Annotated in this window: 8 protein-coding genes and 1 pseudogene; 4 read left to right on the top strand and 5 right to left on the bottom strand. The window is 73.3% G+C overall.

Translation table 11 applies throughout. The features are described 5' to 3' along the window. Positions 1 to 631: 631 nt before the first annotated feature. Complete coding sequence (locus GA0115234_RS34470; protein ID WP_093549590.1) at positions 632 to 1,189, bottom strand: MarR family winged helix-turn-helix transcriptional regulator; 558 nt, start codon at positions 1,187 to 1,189, stop codon at positions 632 to 634. Positions 1,190 to 1,344: 155 nt separating this feature from the next. Between GA0115234_RS34470 and GA0115234_RS34465 the strand changes: the two genes are divergently transcribed. Beyond that, on the top strand, positions 1,345 to 2,649 hold the full coding sequence (locus GA0115234_RS34465; RefSeq protein ID WP_093549587.1) for an MFS transporter: 1,305 nt from the start codon (positions 1,345 to 1,347) through the stop codon (positions 2,647 to 2,649). Between the two features lie 28 nt (positions 2,650 to 2,677). Here GA0115234_RS34465 and GA0115234_RS34460 read toward each other — a convergent pair whose 3' ends face one another. Together GA0115234_RS34460 and GA0115234_RS34455 are read right to left on the bottom strand one after the other, a co-directional pair. After that, positions 2,678 to 4,441 carry an ATP-binding SpoIIE family protein phosphatase gene (locus GA0115234_RS34460; protein WP_093549585.1) on the bottom strand — a complete coding sequence of 588 codons (1,764 nt, stop codon included), beginning with the start codon at positions 4,439 to 4,441 and terminating at the stop codon, positions 2,678 to 2,680. Between the two features lie 187 nt (positions 4,442 to 4,628). Then, complete coding sequence (locus GA0115234_RS34455; RefSeq protein WP_093549605.1) at positions 4,629 to 6,089, bottom strand: NAD(P)/FAD-dependent oxidoreductase; 1,461 nt, start codon at positions 6,087 to 6,089, stop codon at positions 4,629 to 4,631. A 340-nt stretch (positions 6,090 to 6,429) separates the two neighbouring features. Here GA0115234_RS34455 and GA0115234_RS34450 point away from each other — a divergent pair, with 340 nt between their 5' ends. Both GA0115234_RS34450 and GA0115234_RS34445 read left to right on the top strand, forming a co-directional pair. After that, entirely contained in the window at positions 6,430 to 7,359 is a 930-nt protein-coding gene (locus GA0115234_RS34450; RefSeq protein WP_093549583.1) for a TetR/AcrR family transcriptional regulator, read from the top strand. 556 nt (positions 7,360 to 7,915) lie between these two features. Further along, positions 7,916 to 9,894, top strand: a pseudogene (locus GA0115234_RS34445) (sigma-70 family RNA polymerase sigma factor). Here the strand turns inward: GA0115234_RS34445 and GA0115234_RS34440 are convergent. Beyond that, a complete protein-coding gene (locus GA0115234_RS34440; RefSeq protein WP_093549582.1) occupies positions 9,881 to 13,534 on the bottom strand; it encodes an ATP-binding protein in 3,654 nt (1,217 codons plus the stop codon). The pseudogene GA0115234_RS34445 and the gene GA0115234_RS34440 overlap by 14 nt on opposite strands. Positions 13,535 to 13,708: 174 nt before the next feature. Then, positions 13,709 to 15,823 (bottom strand): asparagine synthase-related protein, encoded by a 2,115-nt coding sequence (locus GA0115234_RS34435; RefSeq protein WP_107405830.1) that lies wholly within the window; start codon positions 15,821 to 15,823, stop codon positions 13,709 to 13,711. A gap of 1,184 nt (positions 15,824 to 17,007) precedes the next feature. On the opposite strand from GA0115234_RS34435, the gene GA0115234_RS34430 reads away from it, so the two are divergent. Continuing rightward, positions 17,008 to 18,762, top strand: a complete 1,755-nt coding sequence (locus GA0115234_RS34430; RefSeq protein ID WP_093549580.1) for a sporulation protein — start codon at positions 17,008 to 17,010, stop codon at positions 18,760 to 18,762. Positions 18,763 to 18,883 lie beyond the last annotated feature (121 nt).

The raw sequence follows: 18,883 nt of genomic DNA, 5'->3' as shown, positions 1-18,883 counted from the left end.
CCCACCGGAACCGTGAGGCCCGGCAGGACTTTCAAAGGAACCACCAACCTGCCGAAGCAGGCCGGGGTATCAACATATCTGGCGTTGACTTTTGGCACGCTGTTGAGTTCTCAAGGAACGGACGCTTCCTTTGTACTCACCCTCTCGGGCTTTCCTCCGGGCTTTTCCCTTCGGTCTTGCGTTTCCGACTCTATCAGACTCTTTCGTGTCCGATTCCCGGTCGAAGCGGGCCAAGCTTTTCCGCTTTCCAGTTCTTCGCTTTCGCGCTTCCCTTTCCGGCGAGTCCGACTCTATCAGATCCTTTCGGGCCTGATTCCCAGTCAGCGGGGCTTGTCGTCCCGGCTGTTGGGCCGTTCCGACGTCCAAACTCTAGCGGATTTTCCCGGCGACTCATAATCGAGTCCTCGAAATCAATTTCGGCATGCCGAAATTGCCCTGAGCGGGAGATCGTGCTGAGTTTTGGTTGCCGCATTCGCGGCGGGATCGGTTGTCGCAGAACCGTTCCGGCCCCGTGACAACTCGAAGAACCTTACGGACCGATGCGGGGTGTGTCAACCCTGCCAGGTCAAGCCCTTTTCCCACCTACCGGACACGTGCCGAACGCGTGCGGGGCACGGGCTCGGGTACCCGTTCAGTCCAGGTCGGTGAGGCGGCCGCCCGCGTCCGGCTGGGCGTGCTCCACGCGGCGCAGCAGGCGGATCAGCATGTCGCCGAGGCCCCCGCGCTCGTCGGCCGTGAGGTCCTGGAGCAGGTCCTCCTCGAAGTCGGTGGCCATACGCATGGCTTCCAGCCACTTCGTACGGCCCTCGTCGGTCAGCTCGACGATCACGCGCACCCGGTTGTTCTCGTCGCGGTCGCGGGTGACCAGACCCTCGCCCGCCATGCGGTCGATGCGGTGGGTCATCGCCGCCGGGGTGAGACCCAGGCGCTTGGCCAGCTCTCCCGGGCCCAGGCGGTACGGGGAGCCGGCCAGGACCAGGGTCTTGAGGACCTCCCACTCGGCGTTGCTGATGCCGAGGGCGGCGAGCTGGCGTCCGTACGCCACGTTCATCCGGCGGTTCAGCCGGCCCAGGGCCGAGACGACCTGCTCGACCTGGGGGTCGAGGTCGCGGAACTCGCGCTGGTAGGCGGCGATCTGCTCGTCGAGGCCCGGCTCCTGCGGTCCGGGCTGCTCGGTGGTGTCAGGCATGGCGGGCAGTATGGCACGCCCTCCAAAGCCGTCGAAGTCCTTCAAGCTGTATTGTTGAGGTTCTAACTTTAGTGCTAAAGTCTTCGGGTTCGAGTCGTTCGGATGGCTCGGCATGTCGCTTCGAGACCTTGAGGTAGGTGAGTGTGACCAGGGAGATGGGTGCAGCACTGCGGCGGATCCAGCTGGGGAGCGCGCTGAGCGCGTTCGGGCTGGGGTTCACCGTTCCGTATCTGTACGTCTATGTGGCACAGGTACGGGATCTGGGTGCTGGCACCGCGGGAGTCGTACTGGCGGTCTTCGCCATGGCGGCGCTGGCCGTCCTGCCGTTCACCGGGCGGGCCATCGACCGGCGCGGGCCACTGCCCGTGCTCGTCGTCGCCTCGGCCGTCGCTTCGCTGGGCGCCGTCGCCCTCGGCCTGTCGTCGGGCGTGACCGCCTCCGTGCTGTCGGCCGCGGTCCTCGGCGCGGGTACGGCCGTCATGCAGCCGGCTCTCGCCACCATGCTCGTGTGGTGCTCCAGCACCGCCACCCGTACACGCGCCTTCGCCATGCAGTTCTTCCTGCAGAACCTCGGGCTCGGTATCGGTGGGCTCGTCGGCGGCCAGATCGTCGACACGGACCGGCCGGAGACCTTCACCCTGCTGTTCCTCATCGAGGCCGTGATGTTCGTCGTGCTCGGCGTCATCGCCTCCACGGTGCGGCTCTCCCGTGCGCCGTCCTTCTCCGACGCCAGGCCCACCGACGGGTCCAAGGCGCCGGGCGGACTGCGGGTGCTGCTCTCGCACCGGGCCATGGTGCAGCTGTGCGTGCTGGGCTTCGTGCTGTTCTTCGCCTGCTACGGACAGTTCGAGTCCGGGCTCGCGGCGTACGGCACCGAGGCCGCCGGGATGCAGCCCTCGACGCTCGGGATCGCGCTGGCCGCCAACACCGCCGTCATCGTCGTCGCGCAGTTCGTCGTGCTGCGGTTCGTCGAGCGCCGCAGGCGCAGCCGGGTCATCGCCTCGGTCGGTCTGATCTGGGCGTTCGCCTGGATCGTGGCGGGCTACGCGGGGCTCGGACACGGCAGTCAGACCATGGCGACGGCCGCGATGATCTCCACGTACGCCCTGTTCGGACTCGGGGAGTCGATGCTGTCGCCGACCGTGGCCCCACTGGTGGCCGATCTGGCGCCGGAGTCGATGGTCGGGCAGTACAACTCCGCGTTCGCCCTGTGCAAGCAACTCGCGCTGGCGGTCGGTCCGGCCGTGGGCGGGCCGATGGGGGCGACGCTGCACGGGCCGTACATCGTGACGTTCGTGCTGTTCTCGCTGGGCATCACGGCGCTGGCGCTGCGGCTCGGCCGACGGCTCACCCCCGTGCAGGATCAGCCCTCGCTGGAGGCGGTGCCCTCCCGGGTGGTGGCCGTGTCGCTGCCGGACTCGGAGCCCAGCTCCGCCGCGGCGGCTGCCGTCGCACGCTGAGCGGACGGGCCCCGTCCGCTACGGGGCCTCACCGCGGCAGGGCGAATTCGCACCAGACCGCCTTGCCACCGCCCGGTGTCCGGCGGCTGCCCCAGGACGAGGCGATCGTCGCGACGATGGAGATGCCGCGGCCCGCTTCGTCCGCCGGGTCGGCCCGGCGGCGGCGCGGCAGATGGTCGTCGCCGTCGGTCACCTCGATGATCAGGCGCCGGTCGGTGCGCCGCAGGCCCAGGCGCATCGGCGGGGTGCCGTGCTTGAGGGAGTTGGCGACGAGTTCGCCGGCGGCCAGCACGCCCAGGTCGCAGAGCTCGACCGGGAAACGCCACGAGGTGAGGACCCCGGTCGCGAAGGCGCGGGCGCGCGGGGCCGCCTCGATGCCACCGAGGAGATCGAGCGAGGCGTTGTGGAACAGCTCCGCGTCCGCCCCCGTGCGGGCGGGGTGCTGGACCACCAGCACGGCCACGTCGTCGTCGTGCTCCGCGGTGACGCCGAGGGAGCGGATCAGCCGGTCGCAGACCACCTGGGGCGAACCCTTGGCCCCGGACAGCGCGCGCTCCAGCGCGGCGACGCCCTCGTCGATGTCCTCGCTCCGGCGCTCCACCAGGCCGTCCGTGTAGAGGACGGCGGTGGAACCGGGCGGCAGCCCGATCGTGCCCGAGGTGTGGATCCAGCCACCGGTGCCGAGCGGCGGCCCGGTCGGGTCCTCGGCGCGGTGGACCGTGCCGTCCTCGTGGCACACCAGGATCGGGAGGTGGCCGGCGGAGGCGTAGACGAGCCGGCCCTCGTTGGGGTCGTGGACCGCGTAGGCGCAGGTGGCGATCTGGCTGGCGTCGATCTCGGCGGCCAGACCGTCCAGGAGCTGAAGCACCTCGTGCGGCGGGAGGTCGAGCCGGGCGTAGGCGCGTACCGCCGTGCGGAGCTGGCCCATGACGGCGGCGGCGCGCACCCCGCGGCCCATCACGTCCCCGATGACCAGGGCGGTGCGGCCCGCGCCGAGGGTGATGACGTCGTACCAGTCGCCGCCGACCGCGGCGTCCGTGCCGCCGGGCTGGTAGGTGGCGGCGATCCGGAGGTCGTCCGGCTGCTCCAGCTCCTGCGGGAGCAGGGAACGCTGGAGAGTGACGGCCGTCTCGCGGTGGCGGCGCTCGCTGGTGCGGAGCCGTTCGGCCGCTTCGGCGTGGTCGGTGACATCGGCGGCGTACACGAGCACGCCGCCCTCGCCCCCTCTTCCTCTGCCCCTGGCGCTCTTGTCGGTCCTGTTCCGCTTTCCGGGGCCGCCCGTGCCGCCCTCGCCGTCCCGGTGCACCGGGGTGCAGGTCACGGTGTACGAATTGCCGCTGCGGACCTTGCGGGACTTGACCGTGCGGGGGGTGCCGCTGCGCAGGACCTGGTCCATGAGGGGCAGCAGGCTGAGTTCGTGGAGCTCCGGCATGGCCTCGGCGGCGGTGGCGCCGACCGGGCGGGGCCCGAAGGCGGCGGTGTAGGCGTCGTTGACGTACGCGATCCGGTGGTCGGGGCCGTACACCAGGGCCACCAGGGCGGGCAGCTGGCCGAGGATGTCCTGGGCGGAGAGGTCCTCCAGCGCGGGGCCGCCCGGCCGGGAAGCCCCACCGCGCGCGTCGTCCCGCGGATCGTGACTCGTCCCGCCGTGCGTGTCGCCGTCCGGCGGGCGGGGCCCGGCCTCGGGCTGTGCGTACTCGGCGCGGGCCGGGGGCACGGAACTGCGGTCGTCCCGTGCGGCGGCGCGGCGCTGCGTTCCGGGTAGGCGGGCGCTCCAGCGCGTGAAGTTCACGGAATTTCTGGCCTCGTGTGTCGGTCTGGTCCGCTCGTGCGGGCTGCTCACTGTCGGTCACTGCCGGCCGGGTCACTCTGTGCAGATGTGGGCCCACCTATGGTCACACGTCCAGTGTGACGGACCGTACGGACAGTTGTCGGTACGGTCCGCCGCCTGGCGGGTGCACGGGCGGGTCGACGGTTCGTCAGCCGGCGCTGCGCGGTGGGCCGTCGGCCCCGGGGGCCGGGCGCGGCCCCGGTGGGCCGTCCGGGTGCGGTGGTCCGTTCGGCCCGGGGCGTCTGCCGCCCGCGGCGAGCTCGAACTCGGCTCGCGGGTGTTCCAGCGAGCCGAGCGAGACGATCTCGCGCTTGAAGAGCCCGGCGAGGGTCCATTCGGCAAGGACGCGGGCCTTCCGGTTGAACGTCGGGACCCGGCTGAGGTGGTACGTGCGGTGCATCAGCCAGGCCGGGCAGCCCTTGAGCTTGCGGCCGTAGACATGGGCGACGCCCTTGTGGAGGCCGAGCGAGGCGACGGAGCCCGCGTAGCTGTGCCGGTACTCCTTGAGGGGCTCTCCGGCGATCGACGCGAGGATGTTCTCGGCGAGGACCTTGGCCTGGCGCACCGCGTGCTGGGCGTTGGGCGCGGTGGTGCGGCCCGCTTCCTCGGCGGTCAGGTCGGGCACGGCCGCGGCGTCCCCGGCGGACCAGGCGTGCGCGACGCCCTCGACGGCGAGTTGTGCCGTGCACCTGAGCCGGCCGTGCTCGTCGAGCGGCAGATCGGTCGCGGCGAGGACCGGCGCGGGTTTGACGCCCGCGGTCCATACGAGGGTGCGGGTCGGGAACCGGGAACCGTCGCTCAGGACGGCGATCCGGTCCTCGCAGGACTCCAGCCGGGTGTCGAGGCGTACGTCGATGTTGCGGCCACGCAGCTCACGGATCGCGTAGGTTCCCATCTCCTCGCCGACCTCGGGGAGGATGCGGCCGGAGGCCTCGACGAGGATCCATTTCAGGTCCTCGGCCTTGATGTTGTGGTAGTACCGCGAGGTGTAGCGGGCCATGTCCTCCAGCTCGGCAAGGGCCTCGACGCCCGCGTATCCGCCGCCGACGACGACGAAGGTGAGCGCGGCGTCGCGGATGGCGGGGTCGCGGGTGGCGGAGGCGATGTCCATCTGCTCGATGACGTGGTTGCGCAGGCCGATGGCCTCCTCGACGGTCTTGAAGCCGACGCCGTGGTCGGCGAGGCCGGGGACCGGGAGGGTGCGCGAGACGGAGCCGGGGGCGAGGACGAGTTCGTCGTACGGGATCTCGACGGCGCCGGTGCCGTCCTCCCCCGTGGCGAGGGTGGTGACGGTCGCCGTGCGCTTGCCGTGGTCGATGCTCCGCGCCTCGCCGATCACGATCCGGCAGTGTGCGAGGACGCGGCGGAGCGGCACGACGACATGGCGCGGCGAGATCGAACCGGCGGCCGCTTCGGGAAGGAACGGCTGATACGTCATATAGGGCTCGGGTGTGACGACCACGATCTCGGCCTCACCGCTTCTGAGTCTCTGCTTCAGCTTCCGCTGGAGACGCAGCGCTGTGTACATCCCGACGTAGCCGCCGCCGATGACGAGAATGCGCGCACCCGGCGGGGGGCCGGGGGGTGTTCCCCCGGAATCTGAAGCCATCACCACCCCATGACGCAACGTGCTCCAGGGTTTGTCCACAGCCTGGGCAAATTGTGTGACCGGAGGTTCTCGACGGGCGGTCGGGGCGTGGCGCGGCGGTGAGCGGCAAGCCGCGCAGGTCAGGGGTCGGGGTGGGGGCCGTGGGCGGGGGTCGAATCAGTGACCAACCGGTCCTTGCTCCGATCGGGGGGCGCTCCGTGCGGAACTACCCCCTTCTGAATTGAGCCGGGCTCAACTATGTTCGTATGTCGTCGGGGTGGCGGGTTGGGACGTTGATCCACTCTCCGGCTCAAACGGCGGGAAGTCTCCGGGGGGAGACGTCATAACCGGGGGAAAAGTTATGCACATTCAGGATTCTCATTGGCCGACTGCTGCTGCGGTTCCGTCCCATTCGTCCGACGTAACGGGACGAAACGGAGCGGTGGGAACGATCGGGGCGGTGACGACGACGGGTTCGGTCGTCACGGTCGGAGTGAACGGGGCGTCGAACGGGGCGTCGGCGGGTACGAATGGCCGCACGGCTCCGCTTCGCGTGGACGCGCAGCGCAATCTGGAGCATGTCCTGAGAGCCGCGCGCGAGGTCTTCGGCGAGCTGGGATACGGGGCTCCGATGGAGGACGTGGCGCGTCGCGCCAGAGTCGGGGTCGGCACGGTGTACCGGCGGTTCCCGAGCAAGGACGTGCTGGTCCGGCGGATAGCCGAGGAGGAGACCTCCCGGCTCACGGACCAGGCCCGGACCGCGCTCGGCCAGGAGGACGAGCCGTGGTCGGCGCTGTCGCGCTTCCTGCGGACGTCCGTGGCCTCGGGCGCGGGGCGGCTGCTGCCGCCCCAGGTTCTGCGGGTCGGCGTCGATGTCGATTCCGATGGTGACGAATCGGCGGTGGCCGGGGAGTCGGTGGCCGTAAAGGGTTCGGCGTCGGCGGCCGGATCGATATCGGCATCGGGCAGTGGTCGGGACGAGACCCGGGTGCCTCAGCAGCGCCAGGGCGCCGGCCCGGCCGACCTGCGGCCTGGCGATGAGCGTTCCGCCGGGGAGTCCGGCGTCGAGGACGACAACACGGGAGCCGGCGAGCTGCTGGAGGTGGTCGGCCGCCTCGTGGACCGGGCGCGGGCGGCCGGCGAGCTGCGCCGCGATGTGACGGTCGCGGATGTCCTGCTGGTGATAGCGACGGCGGCGCCCTCGCTGCCCGACGCGGCCCAGCAGGCCGCCGCTTCGAGCCGGCTGCTGGACATCCTGCTGGAGGGGCTGCGCTCCCGGCCGGCCGTCTGAGCGGGGGCGCGCGGGTCACTCGTGCGGGTCTCTCGCGTGAGCGGGGCGCGCGGGTAGCTCGCCTGCGCGGGGCGCGCGGGTGTGGTGCTTCGCGCGGGCGTGGGTGCGCGGGCGTGGTGGTGGCGATGGTCGCTGCTGCTGCGCCCGGCGGGGCTCCGGGAGGTGCGTGGTCGGGGCGGGTGCGGCGGTCGGCGTGAAGGGCGGATGTGGCCCGTTTTGATGGGGTCTTGGTCGACAGCCCGTGATTGCCCGTCTCTGTCCGCCCGACCCCGCGTCGGGCGTCCGCGGCCGCCTCGCCTGCCGTCCCGTCCGCCGTCGAAACCCGCGTCCCCCCTCTCGCCGTGCGGCTGACGCGCTCGAATCGCGCACTGCGGCCGCACAACTCACCGACACAGAAGGGAAAAGTGATCTTTCCACGAATGGATGGCTGTTAGCACTCACATTCGGAAAAAGGCCCCGGATGAGTGGTTGCGGGGGCTGAGAGTCCGTCGTGATTGCGCCATGTGGCACTCTTGCCCGATGTTCGGGTCCGACAGTGCATACGGGGGCTACCGCGATGAGCGGTGACGGGCAGCAGGAAGAGTCGTTCGACGACGTCTCCGCCGCGGGCGGTGTCACGGAGGCCGGTGGGCTGTCCGCCCGGCAGGTGCCGAGTCAGGCCGGGCCGGGGCGGTCGAGCGGTGATGCCGAGGGCGGCACCGTCCTGCCGGGGCCGTGGCCGGCACCGGTCGATCCCGGTCCCGGGGCCGACGCCTCGGTGCCGATGCAGCGCGAGGGTGGCAGCACCGGTGCCTCCGACGCCGCTGCCTCCGACGCCGACCTGATCCGGCAGATGCGGGAAGGCGACGACCTCGCGTACGAGGAGCTCTTCCGGCGGCACTCCGCCGCGGTGCGGCGCTACGCGCGCAGCTGCTGCCGGGACGCCCACACCGCCGACGACCTGACGGCCGAGGTCTTCGCCCGCACACTGCAGGCGGTACGCCGCGGCAAGGGGCCCGAGGAGGCCGTACGGGCCTATCTCATGACGGCCGTCCGCCATGTCGGAGCCGCCTGGACCAAGACCGCGAAGCGGGAGCATCTGGTCGACGACTTCGCGGTGTTCGCCGCGCAGGCGTCCCAGTCCTCCCAGGTGTCGGACGCGGACACGCTCGACCTCGGTGCCGATGTGCTGGCGATGCACGAGGCCGAGCAGTCGATGGCCATGCGGGCGTTCCGCAGTCTGCCGGAGCGCTGGCAGGCCGTGCTGTGGCACACCACCGTGGAGGAGGAGTCGCCCAGCGAGGTCGCTCCGCTCTTCGGGCTGACCGCCAACGCCACGGCGGTACTGGCCAGCCGGGCCCGTGAGGGCCTCAAGCAGGCCTACCTCCAGGCGCATGTGAGCCAGGCGCTCACCGCGGGCGGCGACTGCGCGCGCTACGCCGACCGGCTCGGCGCGTACGCCCGGGGCGGGCTCCGTATGCGGGCCGAGCGCGGCCTGCGCGGACACCTGGAGGAGTGCTCCAAGTGCCGGCTCGCCGCGGGCGAACTGGCCCATGTCAACGCCGGGATCCCCGCGCTGCTGCCGGTCGCGGTCATCGGCTGGTTCGCCGCCGGGTACTCGCTCAAGGCTGCCGGGATCGTCGCCGGTGGCGCGGCGGGAGCCGCGGGTGCGGGCGCCGCGGCGGCCGCCACCGGGGGAAGCTCCAGCGGGGGTACGGCCGGAGGGGCCGCGGCCTCGGAGGGGCTCGGCGCCCCGGCGAAGGCCGGAATCGCGGCGGCGGTCGTCGTGGCCGCGGCGGCCGGACTGGCCTGGGCACTGGTCGGCAACGACCAGCCGAAGCCCGAGGCCAGACCCGCGACGAAGCCGGCCGTCGTGGCTCCCCCGGCGCCGTCACCGCCGCCCGAGCCAGCCCCACCGGCGCCGAAGCCCGCCCCGCCGGCCCCGCCCGCGCCCCCGGCTCCCGCCCCGCCGCCCAAGCCCAAACCCAAGCCGACGCCCAGGTCCACCCGCCCCCGAAGCCCGCCCCCAAACCGACGCCGCCCAAGCCGGCACCCCCCGCGCCGGAGCCCAAGCCGACCCCGACCCCGCCGCCCACTCCGACCCCGCCGCCCCCCGCGCCGACCGTCTATCAGGTCAGCGAGCTGAGCTACTCGCTCACGGGTGACCACACCGAACCGGAGGTGGTGCTCGGCGAGAGCAGCTGGGTCTGGCAGCGTTCCAACGTGTCGATCGGCGGCACGAGGTACGCGCACGGGGTGACCGTCAACGGCAATTCCTCGGTCACCATCCAGCTGAACAGGCAGTGCTCGCGGTACGAGGCGATGGTCGGGATCGACGACATGACCTTGGGGCTCGGCTCGGTGCGCTTCTCCGTCTTCAACGGTGCCGGGGCGCGGCTGTGGCGGTCCCCGGTGATGAACGGCGACGATCCGGCCGTGCCCGTGGACGTCGGCATCACCGGCCAGGAGAGCATCCGGCTCGTCGTCGAGCACGCCGGGCCCGGCGGCTTCGCGGCGCTCGCCGACTGGGCCGATTCGAGGATCAGTTGCCAGTGAGCCGGTCCGGGGTGAGACCGGAGGTGAAGCCGGGCGCTTCCGCACGTCCCGGGGCGTCAGTGCGTCCCGGGGGCTCAGCACGTCCGGGCGTTACCCCTCGCCCCGGGTCCTCCACGAGCCCCGGAGCATCCGGGCACCCCGGCGTCTCCGGAAGCTCCTCGGTGATACGGGTCAGGAGCTCGATGACGTCGTCGACGGTCAGCCCGCGGCCCGCGGCCCGCTCCGCCTCGTACGGCTGAGCTCCGAGCTCCTCGCGGGCCCGCCGCCCGGTCTCGTCCACCTCGGCCTGCTGCGCCCCGGTCCGGGAGCCGAACAGGCGCCAGCCGTCCGCCGCCGCCAGGATCCGTACGGCGGCACGGTGGTGGCCCACCTCCGGCAGCGCGGTGGCCGCGCAGTCCGCCAGGTGCCCGGTGACGAGCTCGGGGCACTGGGCGTTCCTCGCCGCCCGGAGCGCCGCCGTCAGACCGCGTACGCCGGCGGCCGGGCCACGGCCCGGTCCTCGCTCGCGCACCGTGATCCGGGCGGCCAGCCCCTCGACCGCCGCGTTGAACTGGGACGGCGGGCTGCCCCGTCCGACCGCGCCCGCCGCATCGGTGACCAGGCGCCGCGCCTCCGCGATCTCGCCCCGTTCCAGGGCCGCGGTGGCGCTCAGGAAATGGCAGTAGGCGCGGGCGTCGTGCACCTGGTAGCGCTCCGCCTCGCTCTCCGCCTCGGCAAGGTTCCGCTCGAATTCCGCCATGTCCCCGGTCCGGTGGGCGAGTTCCGCGAGGCGGGCGAGGAGGAACGGTGCCTCGGCGTGCGCCCCGACCTCGCGGGAGAGCAGCAGCGCCTCCTCGTACGCCGCTCGGGCCTGCGCGAACCGCCCGCGCATCACGCCCGCCTCCGCGGTCGCGCTCGCGACCTGGGCGCGGATCCAGCGGTCCCCGATGCGGCGGCTCAGCTCGCGCAGCTCCGCGAGATCGCCGTCGACCCCGGGCATGCCGCCCGGCATGTCGACGGCCATGTGGGTACGGAACATCAGGGCGAGGCAGTATTCCCAACGGCCGCCGTGGACACGGGTGTTGTCGACCACCAGGTCGATCATCGCGTGGGTCTCGACCGTCGTACGGGTCGTGAACAGGGCCATCGGCCAGAGCAGTCCGGGGAAACGGGCGGCCTGGAGGCCGGAGGACCGGAACGCGTCGGCCACCCGGCCCATCCGTACCCGATGGCGCTCGTCGTCGTGGACGGCCCCGGCGGGCCTGCTCTCCACGACGAGGAAGTACCACAGCATCTCCAGGTGCATGCGCGGCCAGAAGCGGGGATCGCCGTCGTCGGCCGGTTCCGGACCGAGCGCCATCGCGCGCTCGGTCCAGGTGAGGCCCTCGGAACGGAAGTTGCGCAGCCACCAGAACCACCCCATGCCGAGCACCAGCCGTACGGCTTCCGCCTCGGACGGGCTGGTGACGAGGGTGCGATGGAGGGCGGCCCGGATGTTGTCGAGTTCCGTCTCCAGCCGTTCGATCCAGGGCATCTGGTCGCCGGAGCGGAGGAGGGGCTCGGCCTTCTCGACGAGCGCGAGGAAGTACGCGGTGTGCGCGTCCGCGGCGGCGGCGTGTATCTCCGGTGCCTCGACGGCGCGTTCACCGGCGTACTCGTGGATGGTCTCCAGGAGGCGGTAGCGCATCTCGCCGGTGGCGGTCGGGGTGGCGACGACGAGGGACTTGTCGACGAGTGCTCCGATCAGGTCGGCGGCGGAGAGCCGGGCGGAGGCGTCGGCGGGGGCGCCAGCGGGGGCATCGGCGGCGACCGGCCCGGCGAGCGACGGTCCGGGGGTGACGACGGCTTCCGCGGCCCGCAGGTCCCAGCCGCCCGCGAAGACGGAGACCTGTCGCAGTGCGGTGCGTTCGTCCTCGTCGAGGAGGTCCCAGGACCAGTCGACGACCGCGCGCAGGGTCTGCTGGCGCGGCAGTACGGTCCGGCTCCCGCCGGTCAGCAGACGGAAGCGGTCGTCGAGCCGGTCCGCGATCTGACGTGGCCCGAGCATCCGCAGCCGGGCCGCGGCCAGCTCGATGGCGAGCGGCTGTCCGTCGAGCCGTCGGCAGATCTCGGCGACGGCGTCCGCATCGCCCACGGCCTCCTGCCCGAGGTCGAAACCGGGCCGTACGGCGCGGCCCCGCTCGGCGAACAGCCGGTGGGCGGGGTCGGCCGGGAGCGGACCGACCGGGCGCACGGATTCACCGGGGACACCGAGGGGTTCACGGCTGGTGGCGAGGATCCGCAGCTGCGGGCAGTGGGTGAGCAGGGTCTCGGCGAGGGTGGCGGCCGCGTCGATGACGTGCTCGCAGTTGTCCAGGATGAGCAGGAAGGGGCGGATACGGGAGCGGCGTGCCAGGTGCTCGACGAGGAGGCCGGTCGGGTCGGTGCGCGGTGGCTGTCCCTCGCGGTTGTCGCGGAGGAGGGCCGTCTCGCGCAGACCGAGAGCGGAGAGCACGGCTCCGGGTACGTCGGCGGGGTCGTCCACGGAGGCGAGTTCGGCGATCCAGGCGTCCGCACCGGCCTCGGGGGCGGGGGCGGCTGGGGCTTCCTGGGCCGTAGGTGCTGCCGGGGCTGCCGGGGCCGTCTGAGCTGTCTGAGCTATCGGGGGTGTTGGGGCCGTCGGGGCCGGGACCGGTTGTGCTCCGCGGGCGGCGGCCTCCTCGGCGAGCCGGGTCTTGCCCGAGCCACCGGGGCCGGTGAGGGTGACCAGACGGGAGCGGGTCAGGTCGGCGCGGATGGACCTCAGCTCCCGCTCGCGCCCGACGAAGGAGGTGAGCCGAGGGCGCAGGTTGCCGTGCACGACGGCGGGACCGGACGATTCGTGCGGCCCCGGCGACACCGGCACCGCCGCCACGGACGCCCCGGACCGCACCCGTGACGGTGTGAGCAACTCCCGGTGGAGCGCGGCCAGCTCCGGCCCAGGATCGGCCCCGAGATCGTCGGCGAGGGCGCGGCGGGCGTCCTCGTAGGCGGCCAGTGCGTCGGCCTGGCGGCCCTCGGCGCGCAGGGCCCGGATCAGCTGGGCCCGGAAGCGCTCGTCGTACGGGTGGGCGGCCGCCAGCTCGATGAGCTCGGGTACGAGGGAATTCGGCCCGGCCCCGCCGCCCGTGCCCGTCTCCGCGCACCGCAGGTCGGCCTCGATCCGGCGCTCCAGCGCGGCCAGCCGGTGGCCCTCGGGGCGCAGGGCGTGGCCGTGGTCCCGGTCCGGCAGGTCGGCGAGCGCGGGGCCGCGCCACAGGGCGAGCGCCGTGCTAAGCGTGCGCGCGGCCTTCGCGGGATCGCCCGCGTCGAGCTGCTCGGCCCCCTCGCGGGAGAGCCGCTCGAACACGTACAGGTCGACCTCGTCGGGCCCGGCCGCCAGGCGGTAGCCCCCGTGCGTACTCGTGATCGCGTCCTTGCCCAGCACTCGGCGCAGCCGGCCCACGAGGGCCTGGAGCGCGGCGGGAGCGTCGTGCGGGGGATCCGCGGCCCACACGTCGTCGACCAGTTCGGCGACGGGGGCGGCGCGTCCCGCACGCAGTGCCAGGGCGGCGAGGAGGGCGCGCAGCCGCGTACCGCCCACGGGCAGCGCACTGCCGTTCTCGTCTCGCGCCTCGGTGACGCCCAGGATCAGGTACCGCATCGGGCCATTGTGTCCCGCGCCCACGAGGGGCGCCCCATGCTTGAGCCCGCGCCCGCGAGGGCCGTCCCATGCCTCGGCCTCGGCCGCGACCGCGACGACCGTCCGCCCACCGTCTGCCGCGCGGCCCGTCGGCTGTCCCGTGCCCCGGTCCGCGGCCGCGACAGCCGCCCGCTCCTACGGTTGCAGTGTCCGCCTGGCCGGGGCGACTCCGCCCGCGACCGCGCGCTGCCGGGGCGCCGCCGTGCCCGTCCAGCAGGTGCCGCGCCGTGACACCAGGCGGCGGAGCCAGAGCTCCGTGGACGCCAGGTGTGCCAGGCCGTCCAGCGGGAGCGGTTCGCCCTCGGAGGCCGCGCGCAGGGCCTTCCGTACGACGCGGGCCTCGACCAGGCCCGCGTCGGCGAGCAGCGGGGCGTCGAAGAGGGCGATCAGTTCGGGGAGGGCGGCGCGCAGGCCGGTGCGGGCGGTCGCGTGCGAGGTGGCGAGGGAGGGGGTGCCCCAGCCGGGCGGCAGCTCGTGGATGCCCGCCCCGGCGAGCACCCGGCGCAGGATCGCGGCGCGGGCGCCCGGCTGGACCCGGAGCGATTCGGGGAGCGCACGGGCGGCACGTACGACCTGGTTGTCGAGGAACGGGGCGTGCAGCCGCTGGCTGCGGTTCTCGGCGGCCTGCTCCAGGATCCGGTGGTCGGCGGCGTACCGGGCCAGGGCCGCCCTCGCGCGTGCCTCGCCGGGGCGCTGGACGGAGACGGGGCGGATGGCCGCGTCCTGCAAGCGGACCGCCACCTCGGCGAGCGCCTCGCCCGTGAGCCAGCGGGCGGCGGGTCCGGGCCGCGACCAGGCGAGGGCGGCCAGCGACGCCTCGGCGGGGGTGTCCAGGTCGGGGGCGTGCCGGTTGGCGTCCGGGAGCCGGTCGGCCGCCACTTCCAGGCCGGTGCGGTACGAGGTACGGGACAGGCGGCGGGCCGCGCGGTAGACGGTGAGCGGGACGAACAGGGAGTGCGCGCTCGGGCCCTCCGCCCTGGCGAGCGCGGCGACCGGGCGCAGCAGATGGCGTCGGCGGCGGTCCATCAGCAGGTCGGCGAGGCGGGCCGGGTGGGCGTCCAGGACCTGCCGGGCGCCACCGCCGACGAAGTGGTCGGCGCTGCCCGAGGCGAGGCGTCTGCGGTGGCGTTCGGCGACGACGAGCGACGGGGCGGGTTCGTCGGTGAGCGGGCCGGCGCCGCCCAGGTCGGCGTAGGGCAGGGCCTCCTCGCCGGCGGCGACGACCACGTGGTGCAGGCGCGGGTTGGCGGCGATGACGCGGGCGCGCTCCAGTTCGTCCTCGTGTCCGTGCGCGGTGAGGTCGTTGAGGGTGACGGCGAGCAGTCGTTCGCCCGCTCCCGTGCCGTGGCCGAGGAGGGTGCCGGGCAGGCCCGGAAGTCCGGCGGCGAGCAGGGCGAGGGTGGCGGAGGCGCTGCCTCCGGAGAGGTCGGAGCCGATGCCGGGGACGGGTGCGCCACGGGCGGCGCGCCGTTCGGCGGGGCCCATGCCGGGGACCGGGCCGGGGTCGGGTGGCAGGGTCTCGGGCGCGTGGCGCGGGGCCAGGAGCCTGGCGCGTACGGCGTCGACCAGGGCGTCGCGTACGCCGTCGACGGCGCTGACCGGGTCGAGCTGGGGTGCGGCCACGGCGAGGGAGGCCACCGCCTCGTAACCGGTGATCTCGCGCGAGCCCTCGCGGAGGATGAGCGCGTGGCCCGGCGGGATGCGCTTGACCCCGGCGTACGGGGTGCCGTCGCGCAGTGCCTCCGGTGTTTCGGGGCAGGCGAGCAGGGCGGCCAGGTGGCCGATGTCCAGCTGGGCCTCGATGAGGTCGGCGAGCGGGAGCGCGGCGGTGGCGTACGCCGTGCCGCCCGCCCAGGGCGTGTAGAAGACGGGGCGGGCTCCGGCGAGGTCGCCGATGACGGTGATCCGGCGGCCGATCTGGACGACGGTCGTGTAGCTGCCGGGCCAGGAGGTGAGGTGGCGCAGGGCGCCGCCGCGGGCGGCGAGGAGGCCGGAGCGCAGCTGTTCGTCGGTGGCGCTGCAGCAGCCGAGGACGGCCATCCGGGCGGTGGGCGCACCCTCAGTGGTCTCGACCGTGGTGCGCCGGATCTCGTCGGGGCGCCAGTCCCCCACGGCCCAGAGCGGATCCGGGTCGCCCCAAAGGAGTTGGGAGCCCACGGGGTGCATCGTGCGTCCCTCGTCGCCGGGGCCGACCGCACCGGCCGTACCGAAGCTCGCGGCGATACTGCTCCACCCCACCAACCAACGCATCGCCGCCTCCACAGGCTGTGGACAAAACGGCACAGCAGGGCTGTATCGGGAGAACTCCGGTAACGCGCGGCGCCGTTGCGAACATGCTGCCACGACAACGGCGCACAGGAGGGGCTCCGTAGGGGCGCACGTCGGAAGGGCATGCGCCCCTGGCAAAGGCCCGGCCGGACGGGTGACCGAGCCGGGTGCGGGCGGGTGCATACCGCGCGGGAAACGGGCGACGCTTCCGGCGGTACGGCGCCACGCACGGTCCCGCACCGACCACCGCACCCACCAACCGACTTACGGACCAGGCGGATCGGCATCCCCGTATGAGCCAGATCCACTGGCTGAAATCCAGCCATCCACGCGCGGCGCGGGAGCCGTCGACAGGCAGCCGCCGGGCGATCGGAGAGATGTCCGCGAAACGGGCAGCCCAACCTCGGACGACCGACGACATTCGGCCATTCTTGGCGCAGCTCGGAACTCCGCGAAGGTCAACTCGCCACGCCAGACGTCCACTTTCGCCCCGCTTCGCTCCCCGAAACCTCCCGAATGCCTCCCGGAACCCTCCGAACCCTCCGGCAGCCGCGAACGATCTCCGCCGGAACCGCCGATGCACAGTCCGGGAGGCGTCGTTCACCTCCCGGACCGGTCCGCCGCCTGCGGGGAATGAGGCGGCAGTGTCCCCCAGCCCACTGAGTCGCGTGCAGTGGGCCGACCCACGCAGCACCCATGGAAACGCTTCCGAAACTGCCCGACGAGAGCGCACGGCCGGGCGCACGGCCACACACCAGGAGCACGTGCGGAGCTCCGCGCACAACGCTGTCACCACGTACGGACAGCGCCTCGACGTGCCGTTCCCGTGCGCCGTCGGGCGGGCCGCGGGCCCGGTCCACCCCGCGTCCGGACCGGACGCGCACCGCAGCCGAGCCGTACCGGAGCCGTGCCCGGACCGTACCCGGGCCGCTGCCCGCATCCGCACCGACAACAATCCCGCCATACGGACGTCTGCCCCTTAACGGTAGGGATGCGGCGAACTACGCTGGGTTTACTGAGGTTCTCTGCAGGAGGCATATTCCTCGGGGCTCGGCCATATGCGTGTGCGGCCGGAGTGCCGGGGCCCGTCACTGGGGAGGACACGGTACGAATGCCGCGCGCCGCAACGGTGACGCGGCTGCCGTCTGTGTGTCGAGGGGTGGCGCATGTCCAGGGAGCAACGCGGACCGAACGAGAAGCTCGGAACCGTTCTCGCCCTCGCGGGAATCAGCAACGCCGGGCTCGCCCGGCGGGTCAACGACCTCGGGGCGCAGCGCGGTCTGACACTGCGGTACGACAAGACCTCGGTGGCCCGGTGGGTCTCCAAGGGCATGGTGCCGCAGGGCGCCGCGCCCCATCTCATCGCCGCGGCGATCGGCGCCAAGCTCGGCCGGCCGGTCCCGCTGCACGAGATCGGGCTCGCGGACGCCGATCCGGCGCCGGAGGTCGGGCTGGCCTTTCCGCGCGATGTGGCCGAGGCGGTCCGTTCCGCGACCGAGCTGTACCGGCTCGATCTGGCCGGGCGGCGGGCGGGCGGCGGCGGGATCTGGCAGTCGCTCGCGGGCTCGTTCTCGGTGAGTGCGTACGCGACTCCCGCGTCCCGCTGGCTGATATCCCCCGCCGACGCGACGGTGGCACGGGACGCGACATCGACCGGGGCGACCACCCCCGGCCCCCAAGGCGCACGGGGCGCACGCAGCGGTGCAGGGGCGCAGAGCCCGCCGGGCAAGGCGGCGAGGCCCGCCGAGCCGGTGCCCGTCCCGCAGCAGGCGTCCGGGGCTGGCCCGAGATCCGGCACCCAGGCCGCGCTGAACGCCCAGGCGGCCCGGACGGCACTGGGCACGCTGGGAGCACTGGGTACGCGCCAGGCACCCGCCATCCCCACCCAGCCGAGCCCGGAATCCGCATCCGCGGCCGCGGCCGCCTCCGCATCCGCGCCGTCGTCCGCAGCCGTCACCGCCCCCGCGGTCAGCACCACCAGCACCACCAGCGACATCTCCCCGCTGCGGGTCGGCCACAGCGATGTCTCCAAGCTGCGCGAGGCGGCCCAGGACGCCCGCCGCTGGGACTCCAAGTACGGCGGCGGGGACTGGCGTTCCTCCATGGTTCCCGAGTGTTTACGGGTCGATGCCGCGCCGCTGCTGCTCGGTTCGTACAGCGACGAGGTGGGCCGGGCGCTCTTCGGCGCGGCGGCCGAGCTGACCAGGCTCGCCGGCTGGATGGCCTTCGACACCGGCCAGCAGGAGGCCGCGCAGCGCTACTACATCCAGGCGCTGCGGCTCGCGCGCGCCGCGGCGGACGTCCCCCTCGGCGGCTATGTCCTCGCGTCGATGTCGCTCCAGGCGACCTACCGCGGCTTCGCCGACGAGGGGGTCGACCTCGCGCAGGCCGCCGTCGAGCGCAACCGGGGCCTCGCCACGGCCCGCACCATGAGTTTCTTCCGTCTGGTGGAGGCACGGGCCCACGCCAAGGCGAACGACGCGGCGGCCGCCGGGTCCGCGCTGAAGGCCGCCGAGGGCTGGCTGGAGCGCTCCCGGGACGGCGACGCGGACCCGTCCTGGCTGGGCTTCTACTCGTACGACAGGTTCGCGGCCGATGCCGCGGAGTGCCACCTCGATCTGAAGGCGCCCCGGCAGGTGCGGCGCTTCACCGAGCAGGCGCTGTCCCGGCCCACCGAGGAGTTCGTCCGCTCGCACGGGCTGCGGCTCGTGGTGTCGGCGGTGGCCGAGCTGGAGTCGGGCAATCTGGACGCGGCCTGCGCCGCGGGTACGCGGGCGGTGGAGGTGGCCGGCCGCATCTCCTCGGCCCGGACCACGGAGTACGTACGGGACCTGCTGCACCGGCTCGAACCGTACGGACACGAGCCGCGCGTCGCCGAGCTGCGGGAGCGGGCCCGGCCGCTCCTGGTGGCACCCGCGTAACCGGACCGGCCGGCCGGTCGGGGGCGTACGGACGGTGTCCATCCGGCATCCGCCCGGCATCCATCCGGCGTCCTTCGTACCAAGGGCCGTAAAGATTGGGCGCCACGCTGGGCCGCACGGG

Source organism: Streptomyces sp. DvalAA-43 (assembly GCF_900091725.1).
Taxonomy (GTDB): domain Bacteria; phylum Actinomycetota; class Actinomycetes; order Streptomycetales; family Streptomycetaceae; genus Streptomyces; species Streptomyces pulveraceus.
This window is presented reverse-complemented; position numbering and strand designations above follow the sequence as displayed.